The following is a 23,398-nucleotide window of genomic DNA, read 5'->3' on the forward strand; positions in this document are numbered from 1 at the left end:
TTTTTCCAAAAATTTAACCTTGACTACGTGCCGGTGGTTTGGAAAAATCGATAACACTAAGACTGGGAGTAGGATCATTCCCATTGAGCTTACACAACAAATTTGCAGATCTCCGCGTGGTGGATCCGGCCTTAAAAACATGAATATTTATATCTTTTTGGGGTACAGCAAGCAAGGAAGAGTCGACCGCTAAAAAATCGGGTGTACTGATAACGACATAGTGGAAGTATTGCTTAAACGCCGCAAGCATTTCCCGTAACCGAGTGTTCGCAAAAAAATGTTGCAAACTCCAATAGTCGTGCAACATTGGTTCATGCTGCTTCGCATCGGTTTTAACCATTTTGATAACTACCGGCTCTTTCTGTTCCATTGCCTTTTGAAGCACATGGTGTGCGATATTGGTGGTATGCTCGATAAAATCGGTTAACTCGTATGTACATTCATTCTTTGTACTCAATTGACCAAATTGCGTACAAAGATCCATGTATACCACCTTATTTCCAAGTTTCGTTAATAGAGACGCAAGTTGTGTACTGATTACATGTTGTTCTCTCTCCGCATCAACCGAGTAGAATGTAACCAACTTATGTGAAGTTCCCAGGTTTTCTACTGCCCGAATAAGGGGTTCATAATTAAAGGCAACAAGCTCTTGATTTACCTCTTTATTAAGTTCCAACACTATATCCTCCGTTCGCCCCGATAGCTCGATATCGGCTGGGCGTTTAACAAATGGCGACTTATATTTCCTAAGAAACACAACAAAAAAGGGTATAATTCCGACAGACGCAACAAGTAGCAGACCAGTCAATAACCACTTTGGCATTTCGCGCGGCAAATAGATGGACTCCACATCGGTAACCGCTGTTGTTTGAAATTGCGGTTTGGTTAATGAATCCATTAAATCGTTTACTTGCACCTGGCTTAGTCGCTTCTGATAGCGTTGAAGCAGATCCGAGTATACTTCAGTGACTGAATCTCTTTCATTAAACATAGCAATCAAATTTTCCGATGGCTGTGGCGCATTAAATCGTTTCGCTTTTGGCTTTTGATTTGGTTTAAGGAGCAATGTTTTTTCTGCTTCCAACTTATTGATAAGATCATTGCGCGAGAGTTCAAGAGAAGCAAAATAAGAAGTATCATAGGGTGATTTTTCCTTATAAGCTGTTTGTAACTTCATCAGTTCGTCGTTATAAGACTTTATTTGCTGCTCGAGCGCAGTATTATTAATGAAATAAGTGGGTAACTGGTTAAACTGATTCAGCGGTGTTTTCAAATACTTCAAAACGGCCTCCATTTTCCGTATGATCAGTTGCTTATTCGTATTCGAAATTTCAATGGCCTTATTTTCTTGCATAGCCCCCCATGCATTTTTTTCAGCATGTATTTGTTGATCTATGGCCTTATTTAATTGCAAAAGTTGCTTGTTAGCAACGGATACGCTGTCTTCTAATAGCAGTAAAGCACTTTTGTGTGTTGTTTGTGAATCTATCGCCTGATTTTTCGCTGGTGCCAAACGAATCAGGAGAAACATATAAATGGCCCCTGCGCCTATTAGCAGTCCCGTTAATAATAAGATAAATCGTTTTTTACTTTGATATACGTTAATACTTTCCCTGGTAATGGCTATTATTCTTTTCCTTCTGTTCGTCTGCATTACTGCCTCTTTGAAAATTAAGTACGAAATAAAAGGAATTCTAGTTTAAGTCAATCCGATTTGTATAATAAATAGTATACCAAATAGAGAAAAAGCGAGGTATCCATACAGGGAAATCGCTTTAAAAAAAGAACATTTATTTTATAAACACTTTCATCGGTGTATTAAACCGAAATCCCCAGGTATCCACCACGATAAATCATCTAGTGGACACCTTAGTACGCTGATTTTAAAGCGTTGTTATCCTTTAGCGTTCGTATAGGTAATTTTATAAATCGTTCCCTGTAGATCATCGCTAACATACAATGCACCATCAGGGCCTTGTGCTAGTCCACAGGGCCTATGTTGACTCGGGCCTGTGGGATTTTTCAGATCAATCCCCGCAAAATCATCGGCAAAAATCTCCCAATCTCCCGTTGGCTTGCCATTTTTGAAGGGTACAAAAGCAACACAGAACCCCTTATGTAGTTCAGTGGATTGATTATGAAAAGCAATAAAAGCACCATTCTTATATTTTTCAGGAAACATATCTCCTGTATAAAAGAGCATGGCATTTGGCCCAAGGTGAGCTGGAAAAGCTAAAACGGGATCCAAATATTTATCATTCTCTTCCTTTTTGCCATCTCCACCAAATTCAGGAGCAAGCAGTTTTTTATGTTGAATATGATCATAATAGACGTAAGGCCAGCCGGCGTCGGCACCTTTTGTCAATTCATACAAGGTTTCCGCAGGATACATTGCGGAATAGGTTGCATCAAAATATTGCGGAAATTTTTCATGGAAATTCCCTCTACCGTGCTGTAGAGCATAAAGCGAATTCGAAACTCCGTTCCAAGCAAAGCCCATCACCCCCTTTAGTCCTGTTGCATAGCGTTCCCCATCACCATAACCCTGTTTTAGCTTGTCTGCTTTAAATTGCCATATACCGGCAACCGAGTCCAGCAAAGGGCAAGATTTTCCGTCTTCTGTTTCGTCCCCACATGCGTCCGAATAAGAAGCAACTGCAACGTATAAATTTCGTTCACTGTCGATTACCAATGGTTTTGCGCCATCAATCGCATGGGCGACCAGGCCATCCACGATAATTTCGGGATGGTCGACATCTTTCACTTGCTGATCATCATCCAATTGATACCGAAATACGGTTGTGTTGGAGGAAGCATATAGGTAATGCTGATCTACGAGAATACCCGTGCCTGTATAGTCTCCGAATGCCGTTGTTTTATCCACGATCCCGTCACCATCAGTATCCGACAAACAATAGATCCCTTTTCCTTCTTTTAAATGATTTAATTTAACATATACATCTCCATGTTGACTAACGGAGATGTGACGCGCTGCACCGAGCGAGTCCGCAAAGATCGTTGCAGAAAAACCAGGGGCCAAGGTAAGGTTGGCTGGTTTTGATTCTTTCTTCACGGGCGATGAACAGGCAACACACATACTCGCGAATGCAGCAACACCCGCCATTTTTGCAAAATTTTTAAACATTGTTCTAGCTGTTTGTTTTAGTATTATTCCGACACCTAAATACTTTAGGTTAAAAATGTAAAACTAAAAATATCCAGCAATTACTACCTATGCCACTTTGTATTTTTTATGTTGCACATCGTGCATAAATTATTCAAATGAAATATCTGCTTTATAAGAAGCTGTTCGTTTTTTTTTCAACGGTAGCTTTCCCATGAAAAAGATAAATACGGTAAGCAGCAACAGCAAACAAATAGGTGTAATGGCGTAAGAAAAGTAAATTAACACAGACGACCACCTTACGCCGGGCAATCCGAATTCTTTAATTAAAAGAAGCGATACACTTCCAAGATAACCCACTGCATCACAGATGTAAACAAAGAAACCGGCATTTGCTTTCAGTTTGAACAGCCCGATAATTCGTTCAAAAAGGACAGTTTGCACCGGAGTGTAAGCAAGGAACAAACCAATCCCTAATAACATCATCCAAGAATAGGCATTTAAATAATGTAGTTGAAAGAGAAGGGTACTTGTACCACTTAAGAGCACACCAAAAACCATTAATATAAGCGTGCAAAGGAAACCTTTGTGGTTGTTCCTTATAAAGGCAATCAAACCAACGGATAGAATCACCACGATGCTACTAATAATCTCCGTTGTAGCAAAAACAGTCCCCTCATACCCTGGTTGGATTTCATCCCAAATTTCTACAGAAAAATTATCACGAAAATCGCGCATAACAGTTAAAAGTGCATATACTATAACGACTGCGACCACGCCCACTCCATAAAGCATCATTACATGTTTTCTAGCTTTTTTGTCCATAGGGATTCTTTCCGTACGTAGCAGGCGGTCTTTTTCGTTGGGAACCGGTATCACGGAGAGCATCCACACAAATAGGAGAAAGAATGGAAAAAACAAGCCCCCAACAACAAAGGGCATCCAAAATTCGGAAATGTGGATTTGTTGTTGGATAAAAAAATAAATTGTTTTGAGCACACCGGATGCAACGATAATACTAATATTTAAACCAAAACCTAATAGCTCGGTAAACCGTCGTCCCTCTAGAAAGCTAAAAACAATACCCCAAATCATTCCTAGCGGAAGGCCATTCAGAAATAAACAAATAAAATTAGAGGGAAACGGGACAAGCGCAAACAACAGCAGGCTGAGACCAGCCATCAATATCAGAAAAATAATCAACCAAATTCGCTGGTTTCGTTTTAATTCAGCAATAACCTTAATGCCGATAAATTTTGAAAGCATATAGCCAAACACCTGCGCAATGATAAGAATAGATTTATAATCCATACCAAAAAGATGTAAGCCTTCGTAATGCCCGGTATTGAATGGTTTACGGAAGGCATACATACAGAAATAGGCCCCAAAGGCAGCGATGGAACACCATAAAATAAAGACAATATCCGGGCTTCGCGATAGCCAGGCTGTCACGTTACGTTTGTTTGTAGTTTCCATTAAAGCAACATTTAGACTTACTGTTTGAAGAGCTGCTGTATGCTCGCTTCGGTATACCCTATTCCAGCGGTCATCCCCTTACCGCCAATGCAAGTACGGATGTGAATATTTTCCGTTACGTCTATTTCAACGATGTTTTTCTCGGGATGCTGCGGATAATACCCGGCCCAACTACTATTGATTTTTCGAACATCAAAATTGACTATACGTTGTGCCTCATTCAGCATTAGATGGTTGATATATGCATTAATTTGGAAACCTAAATCATCCACCTGATCGGCGTGAGCATATTCATGCGAATCCCCAATAATCAGGCTTCCATCGACTGCCTTCTTGAATAATATATGGATACCCCATTTTTGAAGCTCTTGATAATGATCAGGTGTATCGACCTGGTGAAACGAAGGGCAATACTTTTCAAAACTTTCATAACGCCTTATGGTCAAACCCGTCAACACATTGCCCTCCAGTCCAACTTCGGGCATCGGAACGGTACGGAGCATTTGTAATTTGCTCACCAATTGTCCACTCGCACTAAAAATATCCGGAAAAAGTAATTTAAATTCGTTTCCATTACAAATGACCAATTTTGTTCCTGTGTAAGACTTTCCATTCGATACCTTCACAGAAACACCCTCATTTAATTGTTCGACACCTATTACCGGGGTATTATACTGGAGCGTTAAATTCGCGAAATGATGCTGCATATAAGCATGTACTCGGTGAATCATACGATCAGGTTCCAAACTGACTTCTTGTGGAAAAAAGAGTGCTTCTTTTGCATAAGATGGTTGAATAGCGGGATATTTTTCCAACACCTGATTGCCTGCCAGCAAGTCGCAAGGATAGCCGATGGTATCATAATGTGCTTTCAGCTCATGGATCAGCTTTTGTTCGTCACGATCAGAAGCGATGTAAACGCTGCCGTTATTGCGTACGGAAATATCAAACTCGTTTTGAATCGACCGGTATACTTCAAGTCCCCTTACACCATATTGAAACCATTGATCAACCATACCTGAAGGCACTGCCTGACCAAAGTTACGTACCGTTGCGCCAACCGGATAATTGTCTTTCTCAAATAACAGTACCTTCAGTCCTTTCTGAAGCGCATGATAAGCATGAAAGGTCCCCAATATACCACTTCCAACAACGATCAGATCAAATTTTATATGCATTCTTTCAACAGGTTAAATACTCTTTAATATATTATACCACAATTATAAACATTGTTTATTATTAATAAACAATTTCTACATTAAATTTTTGTTAATAATAAGGTAATTGCCCTGGATAGGGGATTACACGATCTGAAATATGTGGAACCGTTGCATAACCTCTATAATAACTTTGTTCTTCACTACTGAGGTTATCGATATAGGTTGATTCCCTTCCCTTTACGATGATCATACCATTATTCAAAATAGTGATGAACGCCCATATCGGCTCGACCGTATGCGCAAAACGATAGCCTCTATCAGTGCGAGCAAACTGATAAGCGATGCTATTAATCTGTAAATAAGGAATGTCATTGTACCAATTCAGATAATCCTCATGATGATGACCGCTTAAGACAAGTTGAATTTTTCGATAGCGCGCCTTTTTATTCGTTCGCTCGAACAATAAACGAATAATGTTGCCTTCCATCAACCCATCTAAATCGTTATCGATCCCTTGATGGCAAAAAACGATGATGGGGAAGGACGTGCCATCCAAATCCTGAGATAACCAATCGTATTGCTCCTTTAGAATAGATCTCGGATACCTGGAAACATCTTGCGATCGGCGTTCATTTCCATTTAATATAACAAAATGATAACCGTTTAAATCAAAGCTATAATAGGCACCTGAGATGTTCCAAAATTTGATAATATCTTGATGTGTAAAGCCTCCATCCACATCGTGGTTACCGATAACATGGTATTTGGGCCCTAAAAACTTCTCCCAGGCATGCATGAGCAGCTTATTTTCCGGTTTAGGCGTACAAAAATCACCCATCTGTATAACGAAGTCAGGTTGTTCGATGTTCATAGATTGCGTAAATGCTTCAATACGTTCGACACCATCTTTTATCAGATCGTGATGCAAATCGGCGCACACGCCAAAACGTAATTGGACGTTGTGCTTATTCCATGGTGTTTGCGAAATCGCCGCGGAAAACGGTTTCGTTAACCACGGAGCTGAGGTCCCCAGAACAAAAGAATCTCGTATAAAATGTCTTCTCTTCATACCATCAATAATAAATTGTTTCATAACAACTGGAGCCGTCTTCATATAAATCCAAGATAGAATACGCCGGCGGAAAATCATCTAAAACACCATCCCACCAGTTTCCGGAAACGGCACCACCACAATAATAATTAACCCCTAAATAATCCACTTGATCTACGTAATGCACATGGCCGCTTAAGGCGACCTTTACGTTGCCGCTTTCTTTAAATATTTTTTTCACCTCCATCATATCCACGTGCTGATCGCCTCCCGGAAAGCCCAGTGTGTTAACAGGTTTTCGCTGTGCGGCATAAAGTAGCGGCGTGACTGATATAATGGGTACATGCGAAAAAACCAGCACCGGCATATTTTTAGGTGTGTTTAGCAATTGATCTTTTAACCACCCGAGCTGTTTTTCTCCAAAAGTATAACCACCTCGCTCAGCCATATACTGTATGCTATCAAGCGCGATAAAGCGCCATCCATGCTTATCAAAAGTATAATATTCATGGGGTAACCCCAGTTTTTCTTTAATCCACTGTTTCCCGTAATGTTCATCATGTTTTGAGATTTCATATTCTTTATGTTCAGGAGAGAGATACCAGACATCATGATTGCCGATACAACTCTTAATGGGTAAACTATTGCGCTGAACCACTTCATCCCAGGCGGTCCAGAGCTTAGTTATCTCTTCTTTACTTTTATGATTCATATCCATTAACGAATCACCGGTATTGATAATAAAGTCGGGCTTATCGCCCAAGGTATTTACCTCTTTCAGCACTTTAGCGAAGGCCGCTTTCGGATTAGTATGGTTGAGTAAATGGATATCTGTCAGATGGGCAATCCGCAAGGCACGTTTTTTATGTTTTTCGGCTTTCTCAACAGCAAAGGCCTTTAAACTCGACAGCGCGAGCAGCGAAGAAGCAGACAATAACCCTGCTTCTTTTAAAAAATTTCTTCTTTGATTATTCATTAGCGATACTCATTTTTAAATACTACTTAATTAGCCACATCAGGTCATTCTGTGTATCAGAGCCGTTAAATTGCCGTTGCAGCGCTTCCTTTAAATTTACTTCGTTGGTGCTGTACTCTGTAGTTGGATAAGCCCATCTTTTTGGTATCTCATTATTATTTGCATTTGCAGGCCCTATATCGAATGTTGGGATCCCTGTACGTCTTTGTTCAAAAAAGGCTTGTTTGCCGGAGTTCTCAAAAAAGGCAACATATTTTTGCGTTAAGATCTGACGAAGCCCCTCCTCATTGTCCCCTTTATAGATATAAGAGGTAAGGAAAGCAAGGATTTCATTAGAAGGCACATTATAAAATTTCATAGACTCTTCAATTCCTCGTTTAAAATGTTCCGCGGCGTCACCATCCGCCCAACCACGGTTAATCCCTTCGGCTAAAGCAAATTGGACTTCAGAAGCTCCGAGCTGTACAGCTGGGATCCCCGAAGGAGATGTTACCCAATAATCGAAATTGATCATCGAAAGCCGCCCTTCCGTTGCCTGCTTCAATAACGTACTCTGCAAATCACCCGTTTTTCCACCCTGATAAACTGCAAAGGGATTACCTGGAACCGGAGCTAAACTTTCTGCAGGAAGCGCCTGAATCAGTAAGCGGGGATCCCTGGTTTCTTTCAAAATACTTACATAGGTAGCTCCTAAGGTATTACGTGCATCCTTTTTAATTACAATACCATCCGAGGGCCATAAAGGATACATATTGATGGGATTATACTGTAGTTGAAAATTATCCTGGTTCGACAAAATGAGTGGATATTGAGAAGAATTGGTCAGTAATTCAGTAAAACGTTCTTTTATTTTCAACTCCGGTGTGTCGTTGGCGCGTTTGCTTAAATCGATTAACAACCTTAGTTTATAAGAATTCACCAACTTGCGCCATTTCTCAAGCTGACCATCGTAGAAAAAATCACCTTCTAGGGAAGCGCCATCTGCTGCATGCGATGCAAGCTCCGTGTTGGCCTCTTCTAGCCAATTCAGCACTTGCACATAGACGGCCTCTTGGGTATCATATTTTGGCTGAAAATTATCTTCAGCCTCACCTCGAATAGCTTCTGACATTGGAATATCACCAAACATAGTTGTGGCTCGACTGAAGAAATAGGCCTTAAAAAACTTGGCCATACTCAGGTAGACAGCCCCCAAATCACCTGCCTTTTGTGCTTCCACTTCCATGCGATTTACATCGCGCAAGGCACCATAAGCATCGTCATACGATCCAGTAGTCCAATTATAAGGTTGACCCGCATAATACGATTCGTTTTGCGTCATATATTGATTATGACGTTGATCTTCGTTCCAAGGTGCATCAGAAGCACGCATCAGTAGACCCGTAAAAATAAGTTTAGGTGCCGGATCATATACAGCCGCGGGATCTTTTTGTAGATCTTCAATTTTCTTACATGCGCTCATCATGCAACCTAGCAGTAGGATAAGCATTATTGGTTTAAAGGTTCTCATTAGCATATTTTTTCAAGTGCTACAAAAGCTTTAGAAAGTTGCATTAAGGTTAATACCAAAACTTTTAACAGAGGGCGTCTGATAATCCGAGCTCGAACCGGTAAACTGATCCAGATCCATATTTCGTGTGCCCTTACCGGTAAAATAGAATAGATTACGTCCAACCAGTGATATACTGGCAGCATCAAAAAACTTCGTTCGCTCGAGAAAAGACGAGGGGAAGTTATAACTCAACACGATTTCCCGTAATTTTATAAATGTTCTTTTCTTAGCAGCAATGGGATCGGATTGATAGTAATTGGTAGCCCATGCCTGCCATAATACCGGAATATCATTTGGTGCAAAAACACGGGTATCTGCAATTACATTTCCGTCTTGATCTGCATTTAGTTGCCCGCTAACAATCTTTGATCCATCTGTCATGACGCTACCTTGATAGCCTTGCATATCCCGGTTTTGCCAGTCCTTCAAACGGTATTCATTTGCAGATTCAGGATGTGTCCCCGACCCCCACTGCTTTGCATCCAATACGTTCTTTATCAAACCACCAAATCGACCATCGAGCATAAAACTGAGACTAAAAGTTTTATATTTGAATGTATTATTCATACTGATGGCCCAATTATTATCGCTGTGCCCAATTTTAGTCATATAGGGGTTATAAGCAGGCAAGCCATTGGTACCAACAATCAATTCTCCCTGCTCATCGCGCTGAAAATCTTTTATATAATAACTGTCCCAGCGCTCTCCTAGATGGATATTTCCATAACGATTTTGCACCCCGTCAATTTCATGCAACCAAGCGTGATTGGTTGACGCGTTGACAAGGATATTCCAAGCGAAGTTGTCACGAGCAATGGCTGTACCATCCACACTTAACTCTAGTCCCTTTCGTAAGAGCGTTAAACCATTGGTTTGCCGCGCGCTTACACCTGAGGTCACGGATGTAGTAAGTTCAATAATACTTGGCCCTTCCAAATTTCTAAAAACGGCTGCGTCCAATCCCAAGCGGCCATTGAGGAAACGCATTTCCAAACCTAGTTCGAGTGTCTTTACACGTTCAGCAACAAGATCCGTATTGGGCAATACATCGGTGTAATTTACGCCCGTATACGTATTCTCCCATCGACCATAATTTGTATAGAAAGGAAGCAGTTTATATATACCGTACTGGTCGTCCTCGTCTACAAAATCACTTGCGACGTTTGCGTAAGCACCTCTTATCTTCATGGAGGAGATTACTTTAGGCAGGCGAAGCATTTCGGAAACAACAGCGCTTAAAGATGCTGAAGGATAAAAATAGGTATTGTTCTTCATCGGCATGGTAGACGACTTATCTATACGTCCAGTTAAGCTCAAGTATAACATGTTCCTATAATCTAAATCAACAAAACCATACACACTCCCTACTTGTCTGGAAGCCCTGTCATTGGTTGCGATTGTAGGCATCACCGAATTACTCAAATCATATACACCCGGCACCGTTAAACCTCTATCCGTACGCGCAGATAATGATTTAGCACTAACTGTGCGCAGGTTGCCAAAGACGGACCCTGTAAAACCGATTTCATCAAAAAAATGGTCCTGGTATTTTAAAGATGCTTCTGTGTTATTTTCCCAGAACGTATCGTAGGTTTCCTGGTAACCACCAACTCTGCTACCGCCAATATCATATCCATACAGATTGGCCGATATGGGTATTTTTATCGTTCGATTCCTATTCCAAGTACTTACACTGGTGCGTGCATTAAATGACAACTTATCTGTTAACTTATAGTTCATCATAACATGTCCATAGATATCGTCTTTATCATAGGTTCGGAGATTTTCATAGGCAGTCATCCAAGGATTATCATAGATCGTATATTCTCTGTTATATTGCTGCACATTTTCTTTTCCGGGTTGCCAGTAGTTCCGAAGGTCATTAATATCGTAGTCAGCAGCGCCCCAAAGCGTTAATATGTAGATGGGGCTTTGCGGGCCATAAGCCAAATTTGGATAGTTAGGCGAATACTGCTTATTGTAATTGATACTGGCATCAAAACGGAGTTTGCTTCCTGCATTAATACCACCGGAAAGATTTACATTCGTTCCACCCAATTTGGTATTGGGTGTTGTACCTTTCTGAAACATTTGGGATACCGACATTCGGAAATCACCTTGCTCTCCCTTTGTTGAAATGGCAATATTATTGGTACTCAGCAAACCATTTTCTAGAAATTCTTTCAGGTTGTCTTTTCCTTTGGCAGTCCAAGGTAAGGGTATCAAATCGCCGGTTCCGGGATCAAGAGGGCTATTATATTGTGTGATCAATTGTCCTTCAAAACGTGGACCCCAAATGAGGTAATCATTATCATTAATACCTCCCCCTCTCCCATCTTTAAACGCATAATCAAAGTTCGCTCCAGGCCCGTACTCCGTTTGAATTTTTGGGATCGCATTATAACCTGTTTGTAATTGGGTGCTGGAATTAAACTCCACCTGAAAGCCCCGGTCTCTTGTCTTCGCTCTTTTAGTTGTGATGATAATGGCCCCGTTTTGCCCCCTGTTACCGTACAAGGCAGCTGCATTGGCACCTTTTAACACTGAATAAGACTCAATATCATCGGGACTTAAATTCCAGGAATCCGTATTAATCGGCATACCATCTACTACAATCAAGACGTTACTACGTCCCCGCAAGTTTATACCTGGGTTCCCAAAGAGATTAGTGCTTGGGGTGATGGTTAAGCCGGCGACGCGGCCTGCCAAATTCGAAATCGCACTCGGTTCGCGTGCCTTTACCAGATCCTGCCCCTTTACTTCCTGAATGGAATAACCAACGGCTTGCTTTTCCTTTTTAATACCAAGTGCGGTAACAACAACCTCGTTTAATCCTTCTTGATTAGGACTAAGTGCCACCACCATATCGCCCGAAGCGTTAACACGAACGTTTTTTGTTAAATAGCCAATAAACGCGACTCCTAGGGAGTCTCCTTCTTTGGCCGCTAAATTAAAGTTTCCGCCCTGGTCGGTTGATGCCATTTTACCCGTACTTAGGTTCCGGATAGTTGCTCCGGGAATAGTTTCTGCTGTCAGCGAGTCAATCACTTTTCCATGAATTGCCTGAACTTGGCCAAACGAATAATTGCCAAGCAAAAGGAGCAACAGGACAAGAATCGATTTCTTTCGCTTACAAAATGAAGGTTGAACTAACATAAACAAATTTTAACATGAGGTGATTTAAAACACAACAATATTAAACTTTGTATATTATTAGTAAACTATTCTAAGATTAAATTTTAGTTAACCGCCACTTAAAAACTCATAAAACACTACACAACAATTAATTACAAAAAAACATGGTAAAAATATGTTTTTTCAATACACAGACACACTTAACATTTGTTAATAAAAAAAGAGCCGTTCTTTGCAGAACGGCTCTTTTTCAAAGGATGTCAACAATTAATATCCCGGGTTTTGGATCAATTTCGTATTTAATCGTATTTCACTTGTAGGCACAGGATAAATACGATAGGTTGGCGCTTGTCCGCCCGGATTAAATCCCCAAGTACCTTCAAACTTACCAAATCGTATTAAATCGTTCCTTCGCCAAGCTTCCCAAGCAAATTCTCTTCCGCGTTCATCCAAAAGTGCATCCAAAGTAATCCCGGTTACGGCGGATGCTCCGACACGACTGCGTACCTTGTTTACCAACACATCCGCTGTCTGCAACTCGCCATTCACTGCGGTAGCCGCTGCGCCACGGAGGATCGCCTCCGCCTTCATTAAATAAACATCCGCTAAACGGAATACCGGAATGTCATTATTGGAATCGCGGTTACTGGGATGCGTATTCTTGTCCGGGTAGTATTTTATAGAACGTACCCCTCGAGCCTTACCAAGTTCATCATTGCCGACATCCATGGTAGCTTCTGAGCGAAGCGGCATTTCAGGTGTAAATTCCAATTGCCAGTTAATTTTCTGATCGGGATTAGGTCCGCTGTAACTTGCGTCCAGCCCTTTGTTTGTAGTAGCAACTAAGATGGGATCACCATTAAAATCAACCTGTTTTCCCGCCAACCAGGTTTCATTTCGTTTATCTCCTTCCAAATTGAACAAACGGTAAAAATCAGCAATGGTACTTAGTGCGATACTCGGTCTGAAAGGCAATTCATACTTATCTTGCAAAGCTGTATGCAGGCCAAAACGGGAGAATTGATTACCTGGAGCAACATTGGCGTCATAGGGAACGGCAAAGATCGTTTCACTATTTGGACCATTCTCCGGCATAAACAAACTCGTAAAATCACTGACAAGTGCTAAATTTGATTCCGTCAAAAGCTTATCCGCGTAGGTTATGGATTCTGCATATCTCGGTGTACCGGTATAATATTCGGCATTGAGATAAAGTTTTTGCAGCATGACATAGACAAGCCACCGGGTAGGCCGGCCATATGTTAAGGCACTGGTCTCAATTGACAAATCCGGTGCCGTTGCCAGTAGCTCGGTTTCGATAAAATTAAACACCTCAGTCCTACTTGAAGTAGCCGGTTGTTCCGACGAACCAAAGGCAGCCGAGATGGGCACATTCCCATATAGATCCATCATAAAGAAATAAAAGAGCGCCCGCATAGTCCGAATTTCAGCTAGTGTTTGGGTTTTAGAATCGCTCTCCGGCGTTTCCTCAAATAAAGCTAACAAGCGATTACAGGTTTGGATACCTCCAAAGCCCCACTCCCAAACGGCCTTCACCGTTGGGTGATCAGGGTTCCAACTGTGCTTATGCAGCATGCGATATTGTCCACCATCATCATAATTACCATCTCTGGCAGGAATAATGGCTTCGTCCGTCGATAGTTCCTGCATCCGCCAATAATTAACGGCATAACCAGATCTCAATTGCGTGTAAATAGGTCCTGTTGCTGCTACGAACGCTTCCGGTGTATTGGGAAAATTATCGGGTGTCAATTCCGACTCAACGGGCACGTCTAGCTTCGTACAGCTCACAGCTATCAGCCCAATAAACATCGTGGTTAAAAATATTCTTCTTTTCATCTTTTTATATCGTTGGTGCAATACAATGATCGTTATTGATCATATTGCGATCTACTATTAAATACCGACTAAAAATTCACGTTTAAACCCAGCATAAACGAGCGAGTTTTTGGATAATAATTGCGATTATCAATGCCCGGTTCTATTCCACCCATACTAATTTCGGGATCAATTCCTCGATAATTAGTAATAACAAACAGGTTATTAGCACCCAGATATATCCGAATCGTACTTTTGTTCTTCTTAAAGTTATAACCCAAGGTTGCATTATCTAACCGCAGGTAACTTCCGCTCTCCACAAAACGATCTGAAAGCAAATAGGCATTATTGTCATTGATAGGCTCCTGTTCATCTAAGGTAAACTGCGGTATGTTCGTTTGCGTAGCGTTATTAGGCGCATTCATATCGGCTAATGTTGCATTGATAATTTTATTTCCCGTAATCCCACGGAGAAAGAAGTTCAAATCGAAATTCTTATATTTAAAGGTGTTGTTCCAACCGTAAATTAATTTAGGTTGCGCATTACCGATATAATAAAAATCATCGGAAGTTGGCGCTATTGTCAAGTTCCCATCTTTATCATAAAACTGAGACACACCATCTGTGTTCTTTCCAGCATAACGCCATGTATAGATGGAACCCAATGCATAACCTTCTTGTACACGCTGCGAAGCATTCCCCGATTGTCCTCTACCTCCTAAGTAAGCGGTTTGTAACAGCGGCAATTCAAAATTATCATTGCTCAGTGATGTCATTTTATTGCGGTTATGCGCCAGGTTAATAGCTGTTGTCCAGCTAAAACCATTTCGGTTAATGGGCGTAGCCTGCAAAGCGAGCTCTATTCCTTTATTAGACATTTCACCGGCATTTGCCGTCAATTCGGGCACGAAATATTGAGTAGCCGACACCGGATAGGTCCAAAGTAGGTCTGATGTACGTTTATCATACACATCCACCGAACCAGAAAGTTTATTATTAAATAAACCAAAATCCAACCCGATATTAAGCGTAGCTGTTCGTTCCCATTTTAAATTCGGATTGGCGTTTTGGAAAGGCCCAATCGCATTAACAAAACGACCGTTATAATAGAAGCGTCCTGTACCTGCATAAAGGAATCTGGATGTAAACACATTGAATCCCTGCGAGTTGCCGGAGACGCCGTAACCGGCACGTAATTTTAAGCTGCTGATGACCGAAAGATCTTGCATAAAAGTTTCTTGATCAATTAACCACCCTAAGGATACCGCTGGGAACAAACCCCATTTATTGTTTTCGCCAAACGCGGATGACCCGTCCCTTCTCAAGCTAGCTTGCAGTAGATATCTATTTTTGTATTGATAGTTTGCCCGACCGTAAAAGGAGATCAGACGCAACGTTTGGATTCGTTTATTTCCATAATCCACCGGTATATCGTTCGCATCACCCAACCCTGGGTTATTATAAGACAAACCATCGGTCACAAATCCTTGATTGGTTGTCTGAAAACCGTCTCCTAAGCGATCCTCTTGCCAAGAGTAGCCCGCCAACAATTTCAGGCCATGTTCACCGAAGCTGCGATTGTAATTAAAGAACGACTCGAGGATTTTTTTTGTATTACTAACGGTATTTCGGATAACGCGGCCATTTAGATTCTGTACAAGGCCTGAAAATCGATTATAATAGATATTACTATCAATCCGTTCATCCTGATAGGACACATTGGTAGTAAAATCGAGGCCGTCTAAAATGGTGACCTGAGCACCCCCACTGGCTAAAAACACCTTTGTTTTTTGACGGATATCGTTATTGTCAATCAACGAAACCGGGTTTAAATATCCTCGCGTTACTGAAAAATCTTCGGAGTAAGAACCGTCCGGTTGTTTTACCGCAACTGTTGGCAAGTAGGTCAACATATTGCTATAAACCTCCTCTGGAACTAATTTACTGTCTGTATTGCTATTCGTAATATTTAGATTCAGTTTCAAGCGGTCGTTAAAAGCGTGTTGTTCCATATAACCTCGCACAATAAATCGTTCCATGGAAGTACCTTTAATAACCCCTTGATTATTTAAGTAATTTACGCTGGCACCATAGGACGAGTTTTGACCACTTCCACTAAACGACAGATTGTGATTATGGGAAATACCTGTGCGGCTTACCTCTTCTTGCCAATCCGTATTGCTCCCATCATCTTGGGCAGCCGTTTTACCATTTTCGCCAAGGTAGGCACGCAAATCTTCACCACTTAACATGTCAATGGTGTTGGAAATCTGCTCGGCTGCCACATAGGTACTATAAGAAAGCCGGGTGGCACCCGCCTTAGCTTTCTTAGTGGTAACCATAATTACACCATTAGCTGCCCGAGAGCCATAAATGGCTGTGGAAGCCGCATCCTTCAATACGTCAATGCTTTCGATATCATCCGGCGCTACCAAATCAATGGAAGCACCCGGCACCCCATCAATGACATAAAAAGGCTCTTGCGACCCTGCGCGCAAAGTAGTAGGGCCTCGAAGAATTACCGTGGGTTTTTCATTTGGATTACCGCTTCGCGTAATGTTTAACCCTGCCACTTTACCTTGTAAGAGCTGCCCAGGTGTGGTGAAAACGCCTGCATTAAATTCTTCACTACTTACCGATGTAATGGATCCTGTTATCGCTCGTTTGCTACTTGTACCGTATCCAACGATGACAACTTCTCCCAATCCTGTGGCCTCCTCTTGCAGCTTGACGCTCAACGTCACTTGCTTTCCTTGGTCCAACTGGTAATTTCTGAGTGTATCTGATTGATAACCTATATAACTAAAGACAAAGTCATAGGGTCCTCCCAATGGAATTCCGGTAAACTGAAATAATCCCTTCTCAGACGTACTTGCTTGATAACTTCCTCCGCTTCCTTGATTAATGGCTTTTACGCTTACCCCAATAAGCGGTTTACCTAGCGCATCCTGCACGATACCTGAGACCAAAGGTTGCCCTTGCCTTGCATAGGCATGCTGGCAAATTGCACAGGTAATAAGCAAAATGCTTGTTTTAAGTTGCTTTAATACATTCATTTTGAGATTAATTTTAATTAAATGTTTGAAATGGTTATGGTGTTTTCGTTTTATCTTTACGTATCGTAAATCTGTCATCCTGATTCTGTTCCAGGGTCAATCCATTTAACAGACAAAGCTTTTCCAGTACCCCATCAATCGGTTCGAGCTGCATATCAATTTCGCCTGTATAACTTGTATTTTCAGCATGCAGGTTATCCTCAAGATCAATATGAACGCGATAATTAGCTTCCAGAACTTTTACAACGCCGTCAAGCGGCATTTTGTTAAAACTGAGTATTGATCCTTTTCGCTCAAAACGATTTGGTGCGGCTTCTCTTTTTTGTTTTGGGATTAACGGCACAGCCGATACTTCGCCTTGTGTGACTTGATCAAAAGAAATTTGCTGGCCGGGCAACAGGATCCTTTTCTGAAAGTTCCCCGTCGATTGTATGGATTCGATCTGTATTTTACCGCTATGAAGTTCCACTCGTGTATGGCGCCCTTTGTCCGATGTATTAATGGTAAATGATGTACCCAACACAGTCGTTTTCAATCCGCCTGCAAAAACGCTAAAGGGCTTTTGAATATTTTTGGCAATCTTAAAAAAAGCTTTACCCTTCAGAAACAACTCCCGGGAATGGTCTCCGAAATTGGCCAAATACTTAACCGAACTATTAGCGGATAAGATGATCAGGGATGAGTCTGACAAAACGAAACGAATATCGTTTGCTGTCTTGTTGTCATAAATCCGCCACTGCGAGCTCGTGCTCCTAACGAACTGCTGATCGCTTTTTTTTTGATCAGCCTCCAACGTGATATGGGCTTTCCAAAGCCCGATAACCGTCAGCAAAAGAAGAAAAGTAGCGGCTGCAGCGAAAAGTCCGGGCCAATAAACGTGTATTTTTCCTTTCGATTGAACTGGTTTCTCCTGCAATCTATGAGCGATTGTTGCAAAAAGGCGTTCAGACTTTTCTTCACTTAGCTCCTCTGTCTGTCGGAATGTACTCCACTCTTCTTCGGTAAACAGGTGCTTGACTATGCGTTTTGTCCGGTGCCAAAACCTTCGTTTCATGTGTTCTTTTCCCTTCATATTACAAACAATACGTTTGCCATGGGGGCACCCCTTCACACTTAACAATTATTTAACATTGAAACAAAGAAATACGTTAGGAAAAAACTAAAGGAAGATGGTATACATATATTGTTTTAATTGATTCAATACTTTTGTAATATGGCCTTCTACCGTCTTAATGGAAATCCCCATCATATCGGCGATCTCTTTATGACTTAAACCCTTTTCTCGGCTCAGATTAAATATTAATCTACGCGCTTGCGGCATATCAGACAGTTGGTTATCAAATAGTCGAATGAGGTCTTTGGCCTCAATTGCTTGGATAAGGTTATCGGTGAAAGGGGTGACGGCACTGCCTCCTTCATGTTTGGTACGTCTTGCTTCTTTTCGCAATTCGTCGATCATTACCTGGCGGGCCATATGAAATAGTTGTAACGAGAGGTCTATACGATCGCTAACAGTCGTACGACCTTGCCAGAGCTTAATAAAAGTAAGTTGTACAACCTCTTCTGCTAAAAAATCGGAGTTTGTCTTTTTTTTTATGAAGAAATAAAGCTGTTGGTGATACTGCTTATAAATAGCATTGAAGGCGTTCCAGTCGCCTTGCTTTAAATCTTCCATTAACTGCATGGCCTCAAAATTAAAATGCCACCTTTAGCTCAACCCTTATTATATGTTAAGCTTTTATTAAAGGCAACATTCGGTTTATAATTGGGTTTCCCTTAAAATTGGTTATTGTAAAAGCTGCTCAAAAGAGTTGCACATAGACTTACCAGAATCTGGCATATATGACCGATAATAATAAGATTGTTGTAAGACTTAAAATAATGGTTGAGGGTTCCAGCCTAAACATTGCTTTATTCAATTCTATCGCTTTCGGACTGATTTTCTGCCCGGCCAAACTCACACCGATCATCACCAGTACCGTGGTTAAGAAAGACCAGCCTAAGCAAATGAAGAATGGTATTTCATAGACTCCCTCGGCATTTTTAAACGCAGAATATAACCAGGTTTCCGGCCCCAACAAAGGCACCGCTAACTGATTGAAGAAAATAGATGCCGCAAAGCCCGTCAATATGCCTACCACGGCCGCTGCTCCACTTGTACGTTTCCAAAACATACCCAACAAAAAAGTAGCCAGTACACCCGGGCTAATAAAACTTGAGTATTTTTGTACGAATGTATAGCCTCCTTCTCCGCTGATGCCTAATAAGTCATTCCAAGTAAAAGCAATACTTAAAAGCATTGCAACCACAACGGTAATACGACCTGTTCTGACCATCCTTGCTTCATCGGCCCCTTTATTCAGGTACTTCTTGTATACATCCATGGTAAATATGGTAGATATACTATTGGCCTTTCCTGCTAATGAAGCAACAATGGCAGCCGTTAACGCTGCAACGGCCAAACCTTTTAGACCTGCAGGCAAGAATGTCAAAATGGAGGCGTAGGCCGCATCCTTATTTTGGCCTTCCATGGCTGGCAGCATACCATTTTTGTACAATACATACGCGATGATTCCCGGCAGCATAACAATGACCGGCATTAGAATTTTCAACAGACTCGCAAATAAAATTCCCGTTCTGGCTGTTTTTAAATCAGCGCCAAGTGCGCGTTGGGTAATGTATTGGTTACACCCCCAATAATTCAAGTTACTGATCCATTGACCGGCGGCATACATACCAAATGCCGGAAGGATTAAATATTTGTCGACATAGGCTTGTGGAGCCCCGGCTGTTGGCTTCTTAAACATTAAATGAAAATGATCGGGAGCCTGTTGTAATAAGACATTGAAACCTGCCAGCGCATTTTTACCCAATCCGAAATTCTGGCTTACAATGGTTAAGGCCATATAGGTAGTCGCCAAGCCGCCAATGATCAACACGGCAACCTGTATCGCGTCCGTATAGCCAATTACTTTCATCCCTCCTAACGTTATAAAAATGGAGAATAAGGCAAGTACCAACATAATTTCATGAAAATATGCGCCACCTAGAAGTCCATTTATAGCCAAGGCACCTAAATACAAGATGGAAGTAAGGTTAACAAATACATAAAGGAATAGCCAGAAAATTGACATAATTAATGCGACTTGCTCATTGTAACGCATTGTTAAAAATTGAGGCATCGTATAAATTCTGTTCTTGATATAAACCGGCATGAGAAAAATAGCCACCAGTATTAAAACCGCCGCTCCTAACCATTCGTAAATGGCCACGGCAATACCGGCGAAGAAACCATCGCCACTCATTCCGATAAACTGTTCGGCTGAAATATTGGAAGCAATAATCGATGCGCCGATGGCCCACCAAGTGAGTGATCCTTCTGCTAAAAAGAAGTTCTTCGTGCTGTTTTCCTCTGTTTTTTTCTTCTTCTTATAAATCCAATACCCGTATGAAATAATAATCACTAAGTAAAAAGCAAATACGAGATAATCCCAAAAAATGAGTTGATTTGGCATGGATAGCGTTAAATAATTTGGATGACTTAAGTTTTTAAGAGGTTTGAATTCCTTCTGTCGTCATACCAAACACCCGCAGAAATACGGGTATTCGGTACGAAGTCAAGCGGGTCATCTTTGTCCCCTAACTATTGTTAAGGACAAACATATAGAAATTGGATTGATATTACAATGATGGCTCCCCGATAATTATCGGATGAAGTCAATGTTTAACTCATAGTTTCAATGTCGACGGCAAATATTTAGCCACCAAGTCTTCGTAATAGGGTTTTAGTTCTTTCCAATTCGGCGGCACCGGACTCTTTGAATATAGATCATAAGGGTTAAACAGATCAACCCAATAGAACATCTCCTGATCATGTTTGCTGAGCAAGTGATCGTACGCGTGCTCTCGATGTTGTGCATAGAAAGAATGATAACGCAACATATACAACCCGCTTTCAGGCAAATAATCCTTCATCATCTGGTAGATATATTCGTCATGTCCCCATGACAACTGCACCTGGTCCAATCCACAGTTAGGTTCGTAAATACCATACTTGGTATTGAACGTTTCATTCTGATAATCAGGATTATACTTAAAAAATTCCGAGTAAACGATCTTATCCGAAAAAGCACAACCTACCGGAAACGTGTCTCCGACGACAGCCCATTGTGGCTCACCGAACAGGCAGAGCACTTTTCCTAAATCATGAAAAAGACCTGTCAACACCATCCAATCCGGGTGACCGTCTGCCCGAATCGCTTCCGATGTCTGAAGTAAATGTTGAAACTGATCAAGGTCGGTGTCAGGATCTGAATCGTCTACCAACTGGTTTAGGAACTCGAAAGCTTCCCATACGGGCATTTCTCTTTTATTAAACTGTAAGAATTCTTTCTTTTTGGTTTCGACGAATTCAAAAGTTTGATACGTATGATTTAACCGATAAAATTCTTTTACACTGTCACGTGCCGGTTCTTCGTAATTTCGATACGCTTCTTTTGTTTTAGCGGTGGCTATCGTATCAGGATCGGGATAACGACGTAATAAATCATCTTCCCAATGTTCTAAATCTGTTAAGGGATTATTATTGACTGTTGAATCCAATTGATTGTTCATAATACTCGCTATTTAGTTGTTTGTTATTGGTTATTCGTTGTTAGCTATTGTATTCTTGATGATCGCACGGTTAAACTACTTAACGAATCATCGTGTATCCAAATTTGCAACATTTCCTGTAGGATAAATCACTTTTGATTAGATATATTTACTTAATCGTTTACGTAAAACCAATTATAAAGCATAAGTATGGCAACTATTGGGATGAAAGAACTGGCGAAAAAGCTGAAATTGTCAACCGCAACGGTTTCTAAGGCATTACGGGATAGTTACGACATCAGCGAAAAGACCAAGCAACGAGTTTTAAAATTAGCGCACGAACTAAACTATGTTCCCAATGCGCATGCTAGCGGTCTGCGTGGCAAAAAAAGTAAAACGATTGCCGTAGTTATCCCTGAAGTGGCCGACAGCTATTTTGCACAAGCTATTAATGGCGTGGAGACCGTTGCCCAAAAAGAAGGGTTTCATGTCTTGGTTTATTTAACGCACGAGCAAGTTGAAAAAGAAAACCTTATTTTGCAAGAACTTTTAAACGGCCGTGTCGACGGTGTTTTAATTTCGGTAACAAGTCAAAGTAAAGATGTAACCACTATCGATAAACTTATATCGACAGGCATCCCGGTTGTATTCTTCGATCGTGTTTTTGAAGGACAGGGCAACGGACAGATTACAACGGACGATTTTGATGCAAGTTACAAATTAACGGTGCATTTAATCGAACAAGCGTGTAAACATATTGTATTCCTCCTATTCTCTGAATCACTGAATATCAGCACACAACGCATGAATGGGTATAAGCGTGCACTCCATGAATATGGATTTAATTTTACCGAAAATAATCTTTTGATCTGTACGAACCAAGATCAGGAGAACAAGGAATCCATTTACAAGCTACTCGCAAGAAAAGATCGTCCGGATGCCATTATTGCCTCCGTCGAGAAACTGATCATGCCAACTTATCTAGCTTGTATGGAAAGAAATTTAGTGATTCCCGGCAATATACGAGTGGCAGCTTTTTCCAATTTGGTGCAAGCAGAGATTCTGAATCCCGCCATCACAACCATAACACAACCAGCCTTTGAAATGGGAAAAACAGCGGCCGATCTATTATTGAAAGCATTAAAAGGGAAACCCATTGATCAAGAGGAGTCAAATGTCGTATTACCTTCTGTTCTGGAAATTCGAAATTCTACAAAAACGCCCTTTTAAATGCCACTAGGCTACTCAAAAAAGGGGGGCATATTTTTTTTAAAAAAAGTATACTATTTTAGTAGACTTTTTATATATTTGTTCCATATTCAATTTGTCTTCTCTTCTCATATATATTAGGTTTTATAATTGGTTAGCTCAGCGTATCCGCCCATCGGATGCGCTGTTTTTATAACAGATAAGCCTTATCTGGAACTATTATTTTG

15 protein-coding genes are annotated in these 23,398 nt (G+C 41.1%); 1 reads left to right on the top strand and 14 read right to left on the bottom strand.

All coding sequences use genetic code 11. The annotated features are described in order from the left end of the window. Positions 1 to 13 precede the first annotated feature (13 nt). From RYH73_RS24135 to RYH73_RS24200, 14 genes are all read right to left on the bottom strand, one after another. Entirely contained in the window at positions 14 to 1,654 is a 1,641-nt protein-coding gene (locus tag RYH73_RS24135; protein ID WP_335316014.1) for a hypothetical protein, read from the bottom strand. Positions 1,655 to 1,894: 240 nt separating this feature from the next. Next, entirely contained in the window at positions 1,895 to 3,145 is a 1,251-nt protein-coding gene (locus RYH73_RS24140) for a PQQ-dependent sugar dehydrogenase (protein ID WP_335316015.1), read from the bottom strand. Positions 3,146 to 3,274: 129 nt separating this feature from the next. Further along, positions 3,275 to 4,600 carry a DUF5690 family protein gene (locus tag RYH73_RS24145; RefSeq protein ID WP_335316016.1) on the bottom strand — a complete coding sequence of 442 codons (1,326 nt, stop codon included), beginning with the start codon at positions 4,598 to 4,600 and terminating at the stop codon, positions 3,275 to 3,277. 17 nt (positions 4,601 to 4,617) lie between these two features. Continuing rightward, positions 4,618 to 5,778: a TIGR03364 family FAD-dependent oxidoreductase gene (locus RYH73_RS24150; protein WP_335316017.1), complete on the bottom strand. Its 1,161-nt coding sequence runs from the start codon at positions 5,776 to 5,778 to the stop codon at positions 4,618 to 4,620. Between the two features lie 91 nt (positions 5,779 to 5,869). Then, on the bottom strand, positions 5,870 to 6,829 hold the full coding sequence (locus RYH73_RS24155; RefSeq protein ID WP_335316018.1) for a metallophosphoesterase family protein: 960 nt from the start codon (positions 6,827 to 6,829) through the stop codon (positions 5,870 to 5,872). Between the two features lie 4 nt (positions 6,830 to 6,833). After that, positions 6,834 to 7,787 carry a metallophosphoesterase family protein gene (locus tag RYH73_RS24160; protein WP_335316019.1) on the bottom strand — a complete coding sequence of 318 codons (954 nt, stop codon included), beginning with the start codon at positions 7,785 to 7,787 and terminating at the stop codon, positions 6,834 to 6,836. Positions 7,788 to 7,809: 22 nt separating this feature from the next. Further along, positions 7,810 to 9,297, bottom strand: a complete 1,488-nt coding sequence (locus RYH73_RS24165; RefSeq protein ID WP_335316020.1) for a SusD/RagB family nutrient-binding outer membrane lipoprotein — start codon at positions 9,295 to 9,297, stop codon at positions 7,810 to 7,812. Positions 9,298 to 9,327: 30 nt separating this feature from the next. After that, positions 9,328 to 12,495, bottom strand: a complete 3,168-nt coding sequence (locus RYH73_RS24170) for a SusC/RagA family TonB-linked outer membrane protein (protein WP_335316021.1) — start codon at positions 12,493 to 12,495, stop codon at positions 9,328 to 9,330. A gap of 246 nt (positions 12,496 to 12,741) precedes the next feature. Beyond that, complete coding sequence (locus RYH73_RS24175; protein ID WP_335316022.1) at positions 12,742 to 14,334, bottom strand: RagB/SusD family nutrient uptake outer membrane protein; 1,593 nt, start codon at positions 14,332 to 14,334, stop codon at positions 12,742 to 12,744. A gap of 68 nt (positions 14,335 to 14,402) precedes the next feature. Further along, positions 14,403 to 17,369, bottom strand: a complete 2,967-nt coding sequence (locus RYH73_RS24180; protein ID WP_335316023.1) for a SusC/RagA family TonB-linked outer membrane protein — start codon at positions 17,367 to 17,369, stop codon at positions 14,403 to 14,405. Between the two features lie 34 nt (positions 17,370 to 17,403). Further along, entirely contained in the window at positions 17,404 to 18,423 is a 1,020-nt protein-coding gene (locus RYH73_RS24185) for a FecR family protein (RefSeq protein WP_335316024.1), read from the bottom strand. Positions 18,424 to 18,528: 105 nt separating this feature from the next. After that, complete coding sequence (locus RYH73_RS24190) at positions 18,529 to 19,053, bottom strand: RNA polymerase sigma factor (RefSeq protein ID WP_335316025.1); 525 nt, start codon at positions 19,051 to 19,053, stop codon at positions 18,529 to 18,531. Between the two features lie 139 nt (positions 19,054 to 19,192). Continuing rightward, entirely contained in the window at positions 19,193 to 20,884 is a 1,692-nt protein-coding gene (locus RYH73_RS24195) for a sodium:solute symporter family transporter (RefSeq protein WP_335316026.1), read from the bottom strand. A 214-nt stretch (positions 20,885 to 21,098) separates the two neighbouring features. Further along, a complete protein-coding gene (locus RYH73_RS24200; protein WP_335316027.1) occupies positions 21,099 to 21,983 on the bottom strand; it encodes an inositol oxygenase family protein in 885 nt (294 codons plus the stop codon). Positions 21,984 to 22,172: 189 nt separating this feature from the next. Between RYH73_RS24200 and RYH73_RS24205 the strand changes: the two genes are divergently transcribed. Continuing rightward, positions 22,173 to 23,192, top strand: a complete 1,020-nt coding sequence (locus RYH73_RS24205) for a LacI family DNA-binding transcriptional regulator (RefSeq protein WP_335316028.1) — start codon at positions 22,173 to 22,175, stop codon at positions 23,190 to 23,192. Positions 23,193 to 23,398 lie beyond the last annotated feature (206 nt).

It is taken from the genome of Olivibacter sp. CPCC 100613 (assembly GCF_036959255.1).
GTDB lineage: Bacteria > Bacteroidota > Bacteroidia > Sphingobacteriales > Sphingobacteriaceae > Olivibacter.